Below are 15,722 nucleotides of genomic sequence, written 5' to 3'. Positions count from 1 at the left end.
TGGGCGGGAATGGACGGGTCAGGGAAGCGAGAGGCCCGAAAGGTCGACGATCGGAGGCTCCTCGGCCGGTGGCAGCCCCGTGACGTCGATGTCGTAGGCGACGTGGTCGATTCGTCCCAGAGTCTTGCCGGGCAGATTTGTGGCTGTGATCCGAGGCATGTCATCAGCTCGCAGCAGCAAGGGGTTGTCACGTGGAGTCCAACGCTCGTCATCCGGCTGGTCCGGGTCCCAGCCCGCGGATTCCAGGAGCCGGTCCAAACGTCGTCCGAGGGCAACATTCTCGGCGGCAGCGGCATCACGGGCGGCAGTGACCGAATCCTTCAAAGTGCGGCCTCCGGTTCCTCCTCGCGTCAGGCGCAGGGACGCGAACCACAACGTCCTACCGTGGGTCGGCGAGAGCTGCCCGAGGCCATGGATCGTGTGCTTGCGAAGTTCAGAGGCGGTCGTCTTGATCTCGAGGTCGGCTGCTCCCAGAGCGAAGTCGTGCTCTTCGCCTCTCGGTCCCACCCACATGTCGAGTGCCGCCCGCCATCCGACTGCTCGGGACATCCTGACCAGGACGGCGAGTTCGCCATGGAGACCCAGTCGCCTCTCCAGTGACAAGCCGCGCGGCCTTCCCAGCAGTGTGCTCCAGCCGTGCACCGTTTCGTCGAAGGCCTCGCTCAGATTCAGCCCGCCGGAGACGATGCGATCCGCGATGGCCAGCAAGAGGTCGTGAAAGTCGCGGAGCAGCTCCGGCTGGGGCGTGGTGAGGCGTGCCATGCGTCGACCGGCATGAGCCACCTGGTCAATGCGTACCGCCGGCAAGGGTGAACGGGGCGGACCGTGGCGGCCGAGCTCGACGTGGAGGGCGATGTCGCGCCCGCCGTCCACGATCTCGTACGAGACGAGTGGCTTGTCGGCGGCAGAAAGCCGATAGCTCGCGCCGAGACCGCGGCCGAGATAATGCTCCACCGTGGTCCATGGCAGCTCGATCGACGTGGATATCGGGACCTCGCCCGCAGCCTTCAGTGTCCTGTCCTGGCGTGGGCTCATCAGTCGGCCACTCGGTCGAGTTCCGCACGGGCAGCAGCAACGAGGACGGACTGCCACAACTCGATGTTGTCTTTCAGTCGGCTCCCCATCCGCTCGCGCTGGAAGGCATCCTGCATGAGGAGGTACATGAGGGACTTGACCATGGGCGCATCGTTGAGGGAGCCGCTGCGGCCACCGAGCAGGGCGGCACGGTAGCGTTGATTGAGCAGAAGCACATGGGATTCCTGGTCAATCTCGAAGAACTTTTCGTTGGACAGCTTCTGCCAGCGAAACTGCAGGGGCTCCTCCTGTGCGAGGACGGGCAGCTCCTCCTCGATCACCTGGCGAACCTGCGGATCGATACCGCGGCCAGGCGGAACAACGGCCTTGCGTTCCACACCGGCGCGCTTGCGGGCCTCCCGGTAAACCCGCTCGGCGTTTCCGAGGTACTCGGCGAATGTATTGCCCTGATCGTCTGCGGCGGTATCGAGCGCATCGACGAACTCCGGGGAGGCTTGCACTCCTTCCTTCTTGACCGTCAACCGGAAGACCTTGCCGTCGGGGTCGTCCGGCAGATCCACGGCCACGCGCGCCAGGGCTAGGTGCTGCTCGGGCTGGCGGAACTTGTTCCAGCCGCCGGCCTGGACGAGGCGATCGTTCCGGTAGAAGTAGAACCCTTCGCGCTCCACCACTGCGCCGAACGCCTTGTACTCGTCGAGCGAAGACCGCGGCGGCCAGATATGCGCTGCGAGTTCGACCGGTCCCACGGACGGGACGAGGGCGGTGAAGGTGCTCGGGTAGGCCGGGTCCCCGGAGACGGGATATCCGAATGGATCGAGCGACTCGACTCCGTAGTTCGAGTATTCGACCCCCGTGCGCACGTCCTGGATCGAAATAGTGATGTGGAAGTTGTCCCGTGCAAGGAAGCGGTGCAGATGAAGGCCCAGATGCAGACCCAGCTTGTTGACGGTCCGATGCAGGTAGCGATCTGTTTGGCCTCCACCACCATGATTGGGGAAGTCCTTCACCCCGTCCCAACGGACGATGGTGCCCTGGAAGGAGATAGGACGCCCCTGGTAGAAGTCGACGAAATCCTGAGCAAAGTACGGATCGATGATGTCGCACTCGAAGCCATGCTTCGCATGCTCCATGAGCCAACGACGACCTGCCGGCCTGGTTCGCTTGGTGCGGCTGACCACCGTGACCGAGTTGGCATGGCTGAGCGAGGCAGACTTCAGGCCTGTGCCGAACATGCCGAGTGACCTCTTGCTGTAACCACGGCGACCGCCGACAGTCATGGCCACGTCGAGTTCGTCCTCGTCCATGCCCTTACCGTCATCGACGATCACGAGGCTGACGAGCTCGTCCCCGTCACGCAGAAAGTGAATGACGACGTTCTCGGCTCCTGCATCGATGGAGTTGTCCACCAAGTCCGCGATGGCAGTCTCGAACCCATATCCCTGGCTGCTGAGCGCCTCCATGTAGCGTCCATCGGGAGGCAGGCGCTTGCTACCCGCCGTAGGGACCTCGAACTGCCACTCGCTGACCATGACCTGCCTTATCGGACCAGCACCCGTTTATACGTGCATCAGACGTCATCATGATGCGACGCCGACATAACCGTAGTCGACAGCTAGCGCCATGGTTTGGACTTGGACAACACTCTTCCCTGCCACACTTCGGATCAGCCTCGGCTTGGTGATCACGTACGAGGCTGGCAGCGCCGCGGTTACCCTGCCCCCATGATTCGTGCAGTGGTCTTCGACGTAGGTGAGTGCCTCGTGGACGAGACCCGGGAGTACGGCACTTGGGCCGACTGGCTGGGTGTGCCACGGCACACCTTCCACGCGATGTTCGGGGCCGTGATCGCCCAGGGCCGCGACTACCGGGAGACGTTCCAGGAGTTCCGGCCCGGGTTCGATCTCTATGAGGAGCGGGAGAAGCGGGCCGCTGCCGGGCAGCCGGAGAGCTTCGAGGAAGAGGATCTGTACGAGGACGTCCGGCCGGCTCTCCGGCAGCTCCGGGCCGACGGGCTGTGGCTCGGTATCGCCGGGAACCAAACCGTCCGCGCCGGGGGGATCTTGCGGGCGCTGTTCTCCGATGACGTCGACCTGATCGGCACGTCCGACGACTGGGGCGCCAGCAAGCCAGACCCCGAGTTCTTCAAGCGAGTCGCCGAAGCCGTGCCCTTCATGGTCGGCGAGATCCTGTATGTCGGTGACCGGTGCGACAACGACATCAGGCCCGCCGGGCAGGCGGGTATGCACACGGCGCTCGTGCATCGAGGACCGTGGGCCACCATTCAGTGGAACAGGACCGAGGCCCTGGAACTGCCGACCTTCCGTGTCGAAGGGCTGCTTGAACTGAGCGAACGAGTGCGCGAGTTCAACGCCTCAGCACGCTGAGTGTCGTAGACCAGTCGTACAGGCGGTCGTCGAGGTCGCGGACACAGCTCTCGTGCTGGTGGGGCGTGAGCGCACGACGGACTTCGCGTACGCGGTCCATGCCGGTGGCGTACCAGGTGAGTGCCAGCTGATCGAGCGCCTTGCCCGCGTAGTCGCAGGCCGCCTCGGGGTTGCCGGACGCCGCCTCGACGGCTGCCAGGTCGCCGTATACGACCGTGCGTTGCTTCTCCTCACCCAGGGTCATGGCTTCAAGTGCCTGGAGCAACGCGGCACGGGCCTGTGGGAGGTGGCCGGCGAGCAGTTGGGTGTTGCCCTTGAAGGCCGCGAGCCGCGCCGGGGAGAACCAGTCCATCCATTGCGGTGAGGGGTGCTCGTTACCGTGCTCGAGGGTGTCTTCGGCATGGCCGATCAGATGCAGGGCGGTGCGGGTGTTGCCGCACCTGGTCTCGCATTCGGCCTCCACGGCATCCAGCCACGCGAGGAACTCCGCGGAGGCAGGAGCGCGACGCGCGTAGGTGCGTGCCGCGATCATGCGTTCCCGGGCTCCTTCCTGGTCGCCCGCCCAACCCGGGATGAAGGCCATGTGCGCGATGATCGCCGAACCGAGCAACGGGTCGTCGGCTTCGCTCGCGGCTTGCAGGGCGAGGAGTAGCGTGTCGTGTGCCGTAGTCGACTCGGAGAGGTCGAAGAACTCTATCCGGCCCGCGAGGAGGTAGGTCTCCGCCAGTGCCGCGGCGATCGTGCGTCGGGTCGAGTCCGACGTCTCCGGCAACAGGGCGCAGCCGAGCGTCGCGTGCGCCAGGACGGCCGGGTGCAGTTTGGTCGGTGCGACCGACCAGTAGAGTCTCCGGTGGGAGCGTGTGACCGCCTCGAAGTCCGTTCCGGCGGTGGCCGGTTGCGATGCAGCCGTGACTCGACCTGGACCCATCGCCAGCCCCAAGGCGGCCGCGCCACCGGCGGCCAGCGTGCGCCGGACCGGGTCCGGTGTCGATCCCTCCGAACCCCACGGGGGCGTGAAGCCGAGAGACTCCATGTTCTGGCCGAGCAAGTGGACGAGTACACGCTGACAGTCCGGTTGCGGCCAGGGTGGGTTGTCCGACTCCCACCGGCGGACCTGGCGTACCCCGATGGACAGGCCGCGGATGCCCAGGTCCTTCGCGTGCTCGGTGAGGGCGTCGGCCAGGTCCTGTTGCGAGTTGAAGCCGGCGGCCACCCGAGCAGCCTTGAGTCGAACGTTGCCTGTGGGCCTTGGCACGGGGCCACCTCCTCCTGCTGACAACACACCAACCTTCCCACGAAGGTCCTCAGTGGGAAACCTTCTCCCTCTCAAGGGGCCATCCAGGCCCTTTGTAAGTCCTTTTGACGGCCCTTTGAAGTCCTCGAATCGGCGACTTGGGTCATGGACCCTGTTTGCCGTACCAACCGACGGACAGCAAGGGGAACACGCTGTGTACACACGGCAGGACACGGACATCTCGGAATGGCTGGCTCAGATGCATCCGGAGCCCGAGCGCGTACGGACGGAGTGGGCCGCACAGGGCGTCGCGCTGCTTCCGCTCGGCGAGCGGTTCGCGGCGGTGCGCATGGCGTCCGATGTCGTACATGCCGCTGTTCAGTCCGAGGATCAGGAACGAGTGGCGGCTGCGCTCGGCGAGTTACTGGGAGGGTCGATCATCTACGACCGTCGAGTGGCGGGTGGCACGTATTACGCACTCGTCGACTGGCATGCGGGTCTCGCGTGGGCCTACGACGGAATCGTGTCGTGCCTTGGTCGTGGCACCTACTTGGGAGTGCCGCGCATCGACCGGCAGCGGCCCCCGGGCACGTACTGGGTGGTCCCGCCGCGGTACGCCGGCGACTTGTGTCGACCATGCTCAGTCGTCGGCCTCGTCAAGACAGGCCATTCGCGGCTGACCATGGAGGCCGAGCGCTGTCCGCACGACATGGGTGAACTCAAGACGGCTGTCGCCGCTCAGCGCCCCTGGGCCATGCGACTGGTCACCGACCGGCTCCCCGTACGCCCGCCGTCGTACGCGACCGTCGTACTGGACGGAACCACCCAGACTGCGCGGTATACGGATGCCATGGGCCAGGTGATCGAGATGGGCAAGCACGGCACATCGAGGACGACCGGCACCGCGTCCATCTCCGGAGGAGGCGACGGCCAGAATCCGCAGCCCCAGACGCAGGACGACCACACCACCGACTACGAGTCGGACTGACCGATGACCTCTACTGTCCTGGTCGTCACCGCGTTGGAAGACGCCACAGCGGACCGTGTCATCGGGGCGCTGAACGAGCGCGAAGTGCCCGTCGTGCGCGTCGATCCCGCTGACATCGGGCCCGAGCTGGCCTTCGGATTCCGCATCGGCCCGGACACCCCAGTCTGGGGTGGGCGGCTGCGCACGTCGAGTCGCGAGGTGGAGGTGAGGGAGGTGACGGCGCTTTACTACCGCCGCCCCACCCCGTATACCACCCGTTTCCGGCATCTACCGCGGCAGCTACGGGACTTCACGGTCGCCGAGGCGAGGCACGGGCTCGGCGGTGTCCTGAACGGCCTGCAAGGGGTGCTGTACGTGAATCATCCGCACGCGGTGACCCGTGCGGACTTCAAGCCGGGCCAGTTGCAGAGATTCGCCGATCTCGGGCTGCGGGTTCCGCCCACTCTTGTCACCAATGAGGCGGAGACGGCCAGGAAGTTCGCCGCCGACCACGGGCGGGTCGTCTACAAGACGTTCCGTGGGCTGCCCCGCAGCGATGACGGCCACACCGGCGCGATCTGGACCCAACGCGTGGAGCCCGACACCTTCGACGACACACTGGCGATGACCGCGCACATGTTCCAGGCCGAGATTCCCAAAAACGGGGACGCACGGATCACCGTGATCGGCCGTCGGGTTTTCGCTCAGCGGATCACCGGGCCGGACGGAGCCCTCGACTGGCGTCGGGGTGACTGGGACCAGCTGGTACATGCCCCCATCGCCGTCCCTGCCGAGATCGAGGCCGCTTTGTACAAGTACCTGGACTCCTTCGGCCTGGTCTTCGGCTGCTTCGACTTCGCGCTCACCGGGGACGGGGACGATCCCGAAGACTGGTGGGCCATCGAGTGCAACCCGAACGGGCAGTGGGGCTGGCTCCCAGACGCCGCGGACATCGCCGAGGCGTTCGCCGACATTCTGAGCACCGGAGTACGGAAGGAGGCGGCAGATCATGGTGTTGCCCGCCGACCCTGAGACTGACGCGGTTCGCCTACGCGAAGCCATGGCGGACGCCCTCACCCAAGACGGTGGCCTGGCGGAACCGGACTGGCGAACGGCGGTGGAAGCAGTGCCGCGGCACCGGTTCCTGCCCGGTTTCTACCTGCCCGCCGACGAGCGTGACGGGGACGGACTGACGGTGTGGGAACCGGTCACGGCCGAGCTCAACTACGGGCGGTGGCTGGCGGCCGCGTACACCGACACCACGCTGATCACCCAATTCGACGGGGAGGAACCCGACTGGAAGGCCCCGGTCGTCCGGCGTGGTGGTGCGCCCACCTCGTCATCCACACTGCCGTCCCTGGTGGTGCGCATGTGGGCCGACGCCGAAGTGGCCGAGGGTCACACAGTGCTCGAGATCGGTACTGGGACCGGTTACTCGACCGCACTGGCCTGCGAGCGCCTCGACTCGGGGGATATCACCAGCATCGAGGTCGACGCCCGGCGGTTGGAGTCGGCAGCAGACGCGCTGTACGGCTGCGGTTACACCCCGACCCTCGCGGTGGCGGACGGGCTGTACGGGTACTGGCCCGAGGCTCGCTTCGACCGAATCGTGGCCGCCTGCTCCTTCCGTGCCGTACCGCCCGCCCTGCTAGCCCAGACCCGGCCAGGCGGAAAGATTCTGCTCACCCTGTCGGGGTGGCTTTACGGGTACGCCCGTGTCCTGCTGACCGTCGCAGACGACGGCACGGCGGAGGGGGCGCTGCTGCCGGGCACGGTCTCCTTCATGGCCGCCCGAACCCATGCCTCGCCGTCCTTCGGCAATCCTGCCCACTGGGCGGCCGGCCTGCCGGACGACCCCAGGACGGCCCGGCACGGTCCGGAGCGCCTCATGGCCGCGACGGAAGAGGCGTTCCATCTTCGGTTTCTCGCGCAATGCGCTGTTCCGGGCGCCCAGTTGGTCACCGTCGGAGAGGTCGTGCACTTGGTCGACGTCGTGAGTGGCTCCGCGGCCACTCTCACGTCTGGCGACGGTGTTTGGGATGTACGTGAGGGCGGCCCGGTGAGGTTGTGGGAACGCGTCGAGGGAGTTCTGGACGCCTTCGATGCCGCGGGCCGGCCGGGGCCTGAGACGTTCACGCTGCATGTGTGGGGAGGTGGGCAGTTCCTGCGGCACTCGGACATGCAGGTGGTGCTTGGTCTGAGCTGAGAGTCCTCGTCTCTTCCGGCCGCCGTCGTTGTCGTACGCCGGGACCCGTCAGTCCTCCACCCGGTCCGCCACCGGATCCAGTTCACCCCGCAGAACTCGTTGCCCCAGGGGCCGGCCATGACGACCCAGCCTCTGCCGTCCTGGAACTCGATCAGCGAGGTTTTCTCAGAGGCTGACGTCTCTGCGGGATCCGGCGTGGACCACTTCGAGCATGCGCGGCCTTCGCCAGGGAGTCACACCGGGTCCGGCAGGTCCATGAGCGTGAGTTTGGCCGGGTCGACCACGGCGGTCATCTCGGTGATGTGACCGTCGGCGACAGTGAAGGCCAGCAGGGCAAGCGGGGTGCCATCCTCGCTCCAGGAGATGACGCCAGGGCGGCCGTTGACGGTCGCCGCATGTCCTCGTGCCGCACTGCCGGCCAATCGCGCACGGGTGGCGACTTCGGTGGCCCCGAGCGTGACGAACGTGCCGTTCGGGGTGTGGACGGTGAACCTCACCTCGGGGTGGAGAACCCGCAGCAGCTGCTCGAACCGGCCGTCGCGGGCTGCGGCCAGGAAGGCTCGGACCACCTCGCGTTGCTGTCGTCCGGCGCTTGCCGGCTGCTGGGCGGCCTGTACCTTCCTGCGGGCGCGGCTGGCGAGCATTTTGGTCGCGTCGGCGGATTTCCCGAGAATGGTGCCGATCTCCGCGAAGGGCACGGCGAACACGTCGTGCAGCACGAACGCCAGTCGTTCGTCAGGGCGCAGCGAGTCGAGGACCGTGAGGAGCGCGAGGCCGACGGAGTCCCCGAGTGCCGCGAGGTCTTCCGGAGCGGGAGCGTCGTCGAGCGTCACGGTGAATTCGGGTAGCTGGTCGTCGAAGGAGACTTCTGGGCGCCTCCGGCCCGACCGCAGGACATCGAGGCTGATGCGGCCGACCACGGTGGTCAGCCAGCCGCCGAGGTTGTCGATGGTGTCGGTGTCCTGGCGGGAGAGACGCAACCACGCCTCTTGGACCACGTCTTCCGCATCGGCGTGTGATCCGAGCATGCGGTAGGCGACGGCGCGGAGCCGGTCACGGTGGGACTCGAAAGCATCGGCGATCGGGTCCGCGGGTTGGGCGCCGGCCATGTTGTTACCTCCGTGAAAGCTGCTCCGTCATAGGGATGACGCGCACAGGCGCCGCAACGTAACCCGATGAAGGAGAGCACTCCCACATGGAAAACCGGCTCAAGAACAGGAACACGAACAACCCCGAGGTGTGGACCGCGATCCAGCACCTCCAGAAGGCGATCGCCGCCGGGGGCGTCGACCCGAAGCTGCTCGCGCTGGTCCACCTGCGCACCAGCCAGATCAACAGCTGCTCGGCGTGCATCTACGCCAGTGTCGCGGGCGGAAAGAAGGCTGGTGACACCGACGAGCGGCTGCACAACGTCGCAGCGTGGCGCGAGGCGCCGTTCTACACCGATGCAGAGCGCGCGGCACTGGCGCTGACCGAGGCCGCCACCCGACTGCAGGACGGTGCGCCGGGCGTCACCGACGAGATCTGGGAAGAGGTCAACGCCCACTTCACCGAGGAGCAGATCGGCGCGATCAACCTGGAGATCGCGCTGACCAACTTCTTCAACCGGATCAACCGCACCATCAAGGAACCGGCCGGCAAGACCTGGGGCTGAGCCCGGCGCGGCTCTTACCCACTGAGGCTTCCCCAGCGAAACTGCGCGAGGTGTTGGACCGCGCAGACTGGAAATGACCTTCATTGAATAGGGGCCGTCGGTTAGTCGACGGCCCCTCACGAAATACCCAGCCGGCTACTACTCGTTGAACTCGCCAGTAGAGTCACAGGGAGAGCTCAACTGGTTCTCGAACGGACCAGTCGGGTACCGCCCCCAGCACATGACGAACGTATAGCTGCCACCGTTTCCGATGTTGTGGCCCTTACTGCCACATCCGGCGTCGCCGCCGTCGGACATCGTCATCACTCGCTGGTAGCCGTCAGTGGCGATATACGAGTTGTAGAAAACCGCACCGTACACACCCTTGCCATCCGCCAGGGTGTCGCAGAGCTTGAAGACGTCACCGTCGTCAGTGAAAGTCATGTAGCCGCGGATGGTTTCTACCCTCATGTTCGCGGCAAAGGCCGGACTCGCTGTCGCGAGGACCATCGCGGCGGCACCGGCAGCCCCCGCTACCGTGCGGGCGAACTTGGACTTGAGCATTATCCCCCCATGTACCGGACGTCCATTCGTGAGCCGAATAAAGACGTCGATCATCGTCGCGTAGCTTGCCATGAACTTGACAGCGCTGCAAAGTGGCGGCAGCCAGGCCGCAGGCCGCTTACCAGGCGTGGGGATATCGCTGGACCCGTCAGCCCTCCACCCGGTCGTCCACCCGGTCCTCCACCGGATCCAGTTCTCCCCGTTCGACACAGAACTCGTTGCCCTCGGGGTCGGCCATGACGACCCAGCCTCGGCCGTTCGGGAGGGTGCGGTCCGTCAGGATGCGGGCGCCGAGGGTCACGGCGCGTTCGACCTCCTCGGAGCGGGTGCGGCCCGTGGGCTGGAGGTCGAAGTGGATGCGGTTCTTGGTTGCCTTGCCCTCCTCGACGCTGACGAAGAGCAGGCCCGGGGCGCCGTCCGGCAACTCGATCAGTACCTCGGGGTCACCGGGCTTGTCCTCGTCGGAGATCGGATGACCGAGCAACTCGGACCAGAAGCGCGCCAGTTCGTAGGGCTCGCCCGTGCAGTCGAAGGTGATGTGACGGATGGCTGGGTTCAACGGTCGTCTCCCTGGAGCGGGTTGGGGCGCTGGTGCGCCACCGAAGGATGGGCGGGGAGACGGGGCCCTGTCGAACTATTTCCCGTCGTCGGGGAGGTTCCCGTTGCCGCCCAGGTTGGCGACGATCCTGCGCAGGACGTTGATCGTGACCACGAAGTCGGCGGGCTCGACGCCCTCGTGGGTCTGCTCGTGGACGCGGAGGTTGCGTTCACGGGCGCGGACGCGGCCGGCCTCACCCTCCTGGGTCAGGGTCATGCCGCCCGTCGCGTCCTCCGTGAGCCAGCCCCGGGCGATCAGGTCGTCGTAGACCTCGTCGAAGTCGGTGTTCAGGTCGTCGTAGGGGGTCAGGCGGTCGGTCAGGGTCGCGCGGGTCCATGAGCCGGGGGCGCCGGAGGCGTGGTTGAGGGTCCACCAGTGGGGCTGGGTGAGGTCCTCCACCGCCAGTTGGGCGCGGATGGCCCCCACCACCAGGCGGTAGGCCTGGCCCGTCCATGCTCCGATCGGCTGGGCGGCCAGCTCGTCGTGGGTGTACTCCTTGAGGTCCTTCGTGTGCGCGCTCACGCGTTCCCCTCCCGTGGTTGCCTGGACGCGATCAACGTAGGACCTCGAGTTTGGTTGAGGTCAAGGGTCAGGTGTTGAAGGCCCTGATCGCCTCGTAGAGGCGGTCCGGCTGGTCCAGGTGGACGTCGTGGGCCGCGTCGGGGATGCGGGCGTGCCGGGTGTGCGGGCGGTGGGTGAGCATCGTGGCCGGTTCGTCGGGGCGCATCGTGCCGTGTTCGCCCTGGATGAGGAGGGTGGGGCAGGTGATGCGGGACCACTCGGTCCAGTAGGCCGTGGTGGCCAGTTCGGCGACCGTATCGATGATCGTGGTGCGGTCCCACCGGGGATACCAGCCGTCTTCCCGCTTCTCCAGGCCCCTCGCCCAGGCCTCGTGGCCCAGGAAGGCCTCCGCCTCGTCGAGGGACTTGAAGGGGGTCGGCCAGCTGTCCAGCCAGGTCGCGATCTGTGCGGGGAGGTCCGGGGACGGGCCGGCCGGGCCCGCTTCGACCAGGATCAGGGACTTCACCAGGTGGGGGTGGGACGCGGCGAGGAGCAGGGCCGTGTGGCCGCCCAGGGACTGGCCCAGCAGGGTGACGGGGGCCAGGCCCAGTTCCTCGATCAGGGCTGCGGCGTCCCGGACATGGGCCGCGCGGGTCGTGGTCGCCGGGGTGCGGGTGCTGGCGCCGTGGCCTCGGGCGTCGTACGTCACCACGCGGTGGCCGTCGGCCGACAGCCGCGTGGCGAGCGTGTCCCACTCGCCCTGGTGGCCTGCCAGGCCGTGCAGGAGGAGGAAGGTGGCCGAGGGTTCCCCGGCGGGTTGGTGGTCCCTGTGGGCGAGGTGCGTGCCGTCGGGGGTGGTGAGGGTCGCCTTCCTCGTGCGGGTCAAGTGGTGGCTCCTGTCGGTGGCTTGGCGGTCTGCCGGGCGGCCACCTCCCGTCCGTCCGAGAGGTGGCCGTCGTACGCGGACCAGGAGCCTACGACGCCGATCCCTACGACGCCGGGCTCAGGTCCGCGCGGCCGAACAGGAGGGCGTAGCCGGCGGGGAGCTGGGCCAGGATGCGGGTCACCAGGTCGTCGCCGACCAGGGGCGGCAGCACGCTCAGGACCGAGCTGACGTCCCAGCGGGCCGTGGCGGGGGTCGCTCCCTCGATACGGGCCGCGACGGAGTCGACGAACTCCGCGGCGGTCAGCCGGCGCGTGGCCGGGATCTGGGAGGCGACCACCCTGGCGGCCTCCTCGGGCAGGGCACGGGCGAGGTCGACCCGTTCGTCGCCGATCACATGACCGCCGAGGGCGGACAGGACGATACGGGTGACCCGCTCCGCCTCCGACCTGGTGGGGTACTGGCCCGATTCCCGCACCGCTTCGATCAGTCGGGTCCAGGTGTTGTCGGCGCCTTGGGTGTCGTGGTTGCGCGGCGGGGCGGGGATCAGGGTCTTCGGGGCCGTGAGAGCAGTCGTCACACTGGGCACCGTCGTCACGCTCATGTGCGGGTCTTCCTCCGGATCGGGTCCTGCGTCGCGCCGCCGGACTCCGGATCCGGCGGCGCGGGGTGAGTGGGGGGCGGGGCTGTCCCGCGTGTGGGACGTCCTCGGGACAGCCCTGGTGGGTGCGTAGGTGCGTGGGTACGTGCCTGCCGTGCCGTCAGCCGCTGAGCTGCTTGGGCCTGTCGCCGCCCGTGATCTGGATGCGGCGCGGCTTGGCCTGCTCGGCCACCGGGATGCGCAGGGTCAGCACGCCGGCCTCGTACGAGGCGTCGATGCGCTCCGTGTCCAGCGTGTCGCCGAGGAAGAGCTGGCGGGTGAAGCCGCCGGTGGGTCGCTCGGCGACGAGCAGCTCCGCGCCCTCGGGGGCGGGGGACCTGCGCTCGGCTCGGACGTTCAGGACGTTGCGTTCGACGTCCAGCTCGATCGTCTCGGGGTCGATGCCGGGGAGGTCGAAGTGGACGAAGAAGTCGTCCCCGGAGCGGTAGGCATCCATCGCCATCGCCGACGGGCGGGTGGCGGGGCCGAAGACCTGCTGGGTGAGCCGGTCGAGTTCACGGAAGGGGTCCGTGCGCATGAGCATCACTGGTCACTCCTCTCTTCAGGCGCTGTCAGTGCGATGCCCTACGTTCTTCGCCTTCTTATATAACTCGGAGCCGGAAACTTGACAAGCCTCGACTCAGGTTCGCCTGCCGTCCGGTAAGGCGCCTCCGTACGCCCCGGCGCGTGCGCCCCCGGCCTCGGGAGCTAGCCTCAGTGATCGCGAGCGGGGCAGGAGCAGCAAGAGCAGGAGCAGGAGGCAGGTATGGCGAAGGTTCCGAGTGCGGTGATCGCGGCGAGCGGGCTCGTGGGCGGGTACGGCGTGGCCCGCTGGACCAGGCAGCGGCCGCTCGGCGGGGTCGTGCTCGCCGTCGCCGGAGTCGCGGCCGCGCGGCAGTGGCGGCAGCAGGCCGGCGGGGTGGCCGCGGGGGCGTTGTCGGCCGCGTATGTCGCCGCCTTCGCCGGGTCCCATCCGCTGGCCAAGAAGGTGGGTGCCTGGCCTGCCGTGTTCGGGGTGGCGGGGGCCGTGGGTCTGACGTCCTGGGTCGTCGCCGACCGGCGCGGTTGAGTCGGGCTGCGCTCCGGGCCTTCGGTGTCCGGGGCGTCCGCGCACAGCAGAGAACAACAGAGGACAGCACACAGCGAAGAACCCCGGCCCTGAAACTCAGGGCCGGGGTTCTTGTCTGGAGCGCCGGGCAGGCCTTGCACCTGCATCTCCCCACAGGAAGTGGGGCGTCTTTCCTTGGACCACCAACGCATCGTCCGTCTGACCGGAGTTCGGAGTTCCGGCGGCTGGACGCAGATCAACTATAGCGCAGTTTTTGTTATCGCCTTCGCCGTCCGGCCGTCTCCTCACCGTCCCCCGCAGGAACGCGACTTACGACGTCGAGGTACGCCAACGTGACACGAGAGATCAGCCGCCGGAGCATGTTGAGGGCCGCGGGCGCGGCAGCCGGAGCCGCCGGCATCGGCGTCGGCGCCGGTGTCGGTACGACCGCGCTCGCGAGTCCGGCCTTCGCCGCCGGCTCCGCCTTCGCTCACCCCGGGCTGCTGCACACCCGTACCGACCTGGACCGTATGGCGGCCAAGGTGAAGGCGGGCGCCAGACCCTATACGGCCGGGTTCGCCAAGCTCACCGCCAACCGGCACGCGCAGAGCGGCTGGCGGGCCAATCCGCAGGCCACGGTGTACCGGGGGACGGGTTCGCCACAGAACTACGCGGTCCTCTACAACGACATCCACGCCGCCTACCAGAACGCCCTGCGGTACCACGTCAGCGGCGAGACCGCGCATGCCGACACCGCGGTGGAGATCCTCAACGCCTGGTCGGGGAAGCTGACGTCGGTCCAGGGTTCCGCCGACCGGTTCCTGGCCGCGGGGCTGTACGGCTACCAGTTCGCCAACGCCGCCGAACTCGTACGGGACCACGGCGACTTCGCGCTCGGGCGGGCGCAGGAGCTGATGCGGAACGTCTTCCATCCGGTCAGCGACGGTTTCCTGCGCGATCACAACGGCGCCGTCATCACCAACTACTGGCCCAACTGGGACCTGACAGCCATCGCCTGTGTGCTCGCCACCGGCATCTTCTGTGACGACCGTGCCGTGGTCGACCGGGCCGTCGAGTACTTCAGGCACGGGGACGGCATGGGGTCCGTCAAGCACGCCATCCCCGTCGTCCACGACGACGGGCTCGCCGAGTGGGTCGAGGCCGGGCGGGACCAAGGCCACGCGCTGCTCGGCGTCGGGCTGATGGGCACGGTCTGCGAGATGGCGTGGAACCAGGGCATCGATCTCTACGGCTACGACGACAACCGCTTCCTCAAGGGGGCGCAGTACGTGGCGAAGTGGAGCCTGGGCGGGGATGTGCCGTACACGGCCAACACGCGGGAGAAGGGGGCGATCAACGGGTGGTCGGGGAGTGAGAGCGCGACGGAGGCCGCCGGCGTGGATCCGGCCATGACTCGTCCGATCTGGGCGATGATCGCGAACCACTACACCAAGCGGCGGGGGCTGTCGGCGTCGTACCTCACGCGTGCGGCGGCGAAGGCCGCGCCGGAAGGCGGGGGCGGCGACTACGGGCCCAACAGTGGGGGTTACGACCAGCTCGGCTTCGGGACTCTGGCCTTTACCCGGGATCGGGAGCGGGTGGAGGGGGCGGGTGCCGGGGCGGCGCCGAGTGCGGGTGCGTCCGGGGATGCCTCGGGCGGGGGCGCGCGTCCGCAGGGGGCCGTGAGTGCCTCGGCCTCGCCTGCCGCGGGGCGTGACCTGGCTGCCACCGGGGCCGGGGACATGGCCGGCTGGGCCGCCGCGGCGGGGGTTTCCGCTGTCGCGGGTGGGTTGCTGTTGCTGCGGCGGCGGGGCCGGGTGCGGCGGGGTGGGGCCGAGTAGCGTCCGGCACGTTGCGAGGGTGCCGGGCGTGCGGGCCGGGCACGGGCCGGGTCGCTCACAGGCGCTGGCGGGGTGCCGCTCTCTGTGGGACGGGTGCCGCCCCAAGCGGCACGACTGCCCGCAGCCAAGCGGCTGCGGCCGACCGCGGCTCGGGGCAACCGTGTCCGTCCGCAGCCTGCGGCAGCCAC

General features: G+C 67.9%; 17 protein-coding genes. 7 read left to right on the top strand and 10 right to left on the bottom strand.

Annotation, left to right across the window (positions count from 1 at the left end; genetic code table 11):
• Nucleotides 1-18 precede the first annotated feature (18 nt).
• Together ABFX81_RS36755 and ABFX81_RS36750 are read right to left on the bottom strand one after the other, a co-directional pair.
• Nucleotides 19-1,035: a PD-(D/E)XK motif protein gene (locus ABFX81_RS36755; protein WP_086847298.1), complete on the bottom strand. Its 1,017-nt coding sequence runs from the start codon at nt 1,033-1,035 to the stop codon at nt 19-21.
• A complete protein-coding gene (locus tag ABFX81_RS36750) occupies nt 1,035-2,564 on the bottom strand; it encodes an ATP-binding protein (RefSeq protein ID WP_086847296.1) in 1,530 nt (509 codons plus the stop codon). Before ABFX81_RS36750 ends, ABFX81_RS36755 begins: the two co-directional genes overlap by 1 nt.
• A 192-nt stretch (nt 2,565-2,756) precedes the next feature.
• Between ABFX81_RS36750 and ABFX81_RS36745 the strand changes: the two genes are divergently transcribed.
• Nucleotides 2,757-3,419, top strand: a complete 663-nt coding sequence (locus ABFX81_RS36745; protein ID WP_086847294.1) for an HAD-IA family hydrolase — start codon at nt 2,757-2,759, stop codon at nt 3,417-3,419.
• Here ABFX81_RS36745 and ABFX81_RS36740 read toward each other — a convergent pair.
• On the bottom strand, nt 3,400-4,674 hold the full coding sequence (locus tag ABFX81_RS36740; protein ID WP_086847293.1) for an NsdA family TPR-like regulatory protein: 1,275 nt from the start codon (nt 4,672-4,674) through the stop codon (nt 3,400-3,402). The two genes, ABFX81_RS36745 and ABFX81_RS36740, sit on opposite strands and share 20 nt — an antisense overlap.
• A 733-nt stretch (nt 4,675-5,407) precedes the next feature.
• Here ABFX81_RS36740 and ABFX81_RS36735 point away from each other — a divergent pair.
• The 3 genes from ABFX81_RS36735 to tgmC are packed head-to-tail and all read left to right on the top strand — an operon-like array spanning nt 5,408 to nt 7,826.
• Complete coding sequence (locus tag ABFX81_RS36735; RefSeq protein ID WP_086847310.1) at nt 5,408-5,641, top strand: putative ATP-grasp-modified RiPP; 234 nt, start codon at nt 5,408-5,410, stop codon at nt 5,639-5,641.
• Nucleotides 5,642-5,644: 3 nt separating this feature from the next.
• Entirely contained in the window at nt 5,645-6,652 is a 1,008-nt protein-coding gene (gene tgmB / locus ABFX81_RS36730; protein ID WP_086847291.1) for an ATP-grasp ribosomal peptide maturase, read from the top strand.
• Complete coding sequence (gene tgmC, locus ABFX81_RS36725; protein ID WP_086847290.1) at nt 6,630-7,826, top strand: ATP-grasp peptide maturase system methyltransferase; 1,197 nt, start codon at nt 6,630-6,632, stop codon at nt 7,824-7,826. The genes tgmB and tgmC overlap by 23 nt, the downstream gene beginning before the upstream one ends.
• A gap of 233 nt (nt 7,827-8,059) precedes the next feature.
• Here the strand turns inward: tgmC and ABFX81_RS36720 are convergent, their stop codons facing one another.
• Nucleotides 8,060-8,935 (bottom strand): sigma-70 family RNA polymerase sigma factor, encoded by an 876-nt coding sequence (locus ABFX81_RS36720; protein WP_086847288.1) that lies wholly within the window; start codon nt 8,933-8,935, stop codon nt 8,060-8,062.
• A gap of 86 nt (nt 8,936-9,021) precedes the next feature.
• Here ABFX81_RS36720 and ABFX81_RS36715 point away from each other — a divergent pair, with 86 nt between their 5' ends.
• Entirely contained in the window at nt 9,022-9,480 is a 459-nt protein-coding gene (locus ABFX81_RS36715; protein WP_086847286.1) for a carboxymuconolactone decarboxylase family protein, read from the top strand.
• A 138-nt stretch (nt 9,481-9,618) separates the two neighbouring features.
• Here the strand turns inward: ABFX81_RS36715 and ABFX81_RS36710 are convergent, their stop codons facing one another.
• From ABFX81_RS36710 to ABFX81_RS36685, 6 genes are all read right to left on the bottom strand, one after another.
• On the bottom strand, nt 9,619-10,095 hold the full coding sequence (locus tag ABFX81_RS36710; RefSeq protein ID WP_346139272.1) for a hypothetical protein: 477 nt from the start codon (nt 10,093-10,095) through the stop codon (nt 9,619-9,621).
• A 76-nt stretch (nt 10,096-10,171) separates the two neighbouring features.
• Nucleotides 10,172-10,582: a VOC family protein gene (locus ABFX81_RS36705; protein WP_086847282.1), complete on the bottom strand. Its 411-nt coding sequence runs from the start codon at nt 10,580-10,582 to the stop codon at nt 10,172-10,174.
• Nucleotides 10,583-10,657: 75 nt separating this feature from the next.
• On the bottom strand, nt 10,658-11,143 hold the full coding sequence (locus tag ABFX81_RS36700) for a MarR family transcriptional regulator (protein WP_086847280.1): 486 nt from the start codon (nt 11,141-11,143) through the stop codon (nt 10,658-10,660).
• Nucleotides 11,144-11,210: 67 nt separating this feature from the next.
• A complete protein-coding gene (locus ABFX81_RS36695) occupies nt 11,211-12,008 on the bottom strand; it encodes an alpha/beta fold hydrolase (protein ID WP_086847278.1) in 798 nt (265 codons plus the stop codon).
• Nucleotides 12,009-12,111: 103 nt separating this feature from the next.
• A complete protein-coding gene (locus ABFX81_RS36690) occupies nt 12,112-12,609 on the bottom strand; it encodes a DUF2267 domain-containing protein (protein ID WP_346139271.1) in 498 nt (165 codons plus the stop codon).
• A gap of 157 nt (nt 12,610-12,766) precedes the next feature.
• Nucleotides 12,767-13,189, bottom strand: coding sequence for an Hsp20 family protein (locus ABFX81_RS36685; RefSeq protein ID WP_086847276.1), 423 nt, complete (start codon nt 13,187-13,189; stop codon nt 12,767-12,769).
• A 222-nt stretch (nt 13,190-13,411) separates the two neighbouring features.
• On the opposite strand from ABFX81_RS36685, the gene ABFX81_RS36680 reads away from it, so the two are divergent.
• Entirely contained in the window at nt 13,412-13,714 is a 303-nt protein-coding gene (locus ABFX81_RS36680; RefSeq protein ID WP_086847274.1) for a hypothetical protein, read from the top strand.
• A gap of 359 nt (nt 13,715-14,073) precedes the next feature.
• Nucleotides 14,074-15,534 (top strand): alginate lyase family protein, encoded by a 1,461-nt coding sequence (locus ABFX81_RS36675; protein ID WP_346139291.1) that lies wholly within the window; start codon nt 14,074-14,076, stop codon nt 15,532-15,534.
• Nucleotides 15,535-15,722: the final 188 nt, after the last annotated feature.

The organism is Streptomyces coeruleofuscus, assembly GCF_039532725.1.
Classification (GTDB): domain Bacteria; phylum Actinomycetota; class Actinomycetes; order Streptomycetales; family Streptomycetaceae; genus Streptomyces; species Streptomyces coeruleofuscus.
This window is presented reverse-complemented; position numbering and strand designations above follow the sequence as displayed.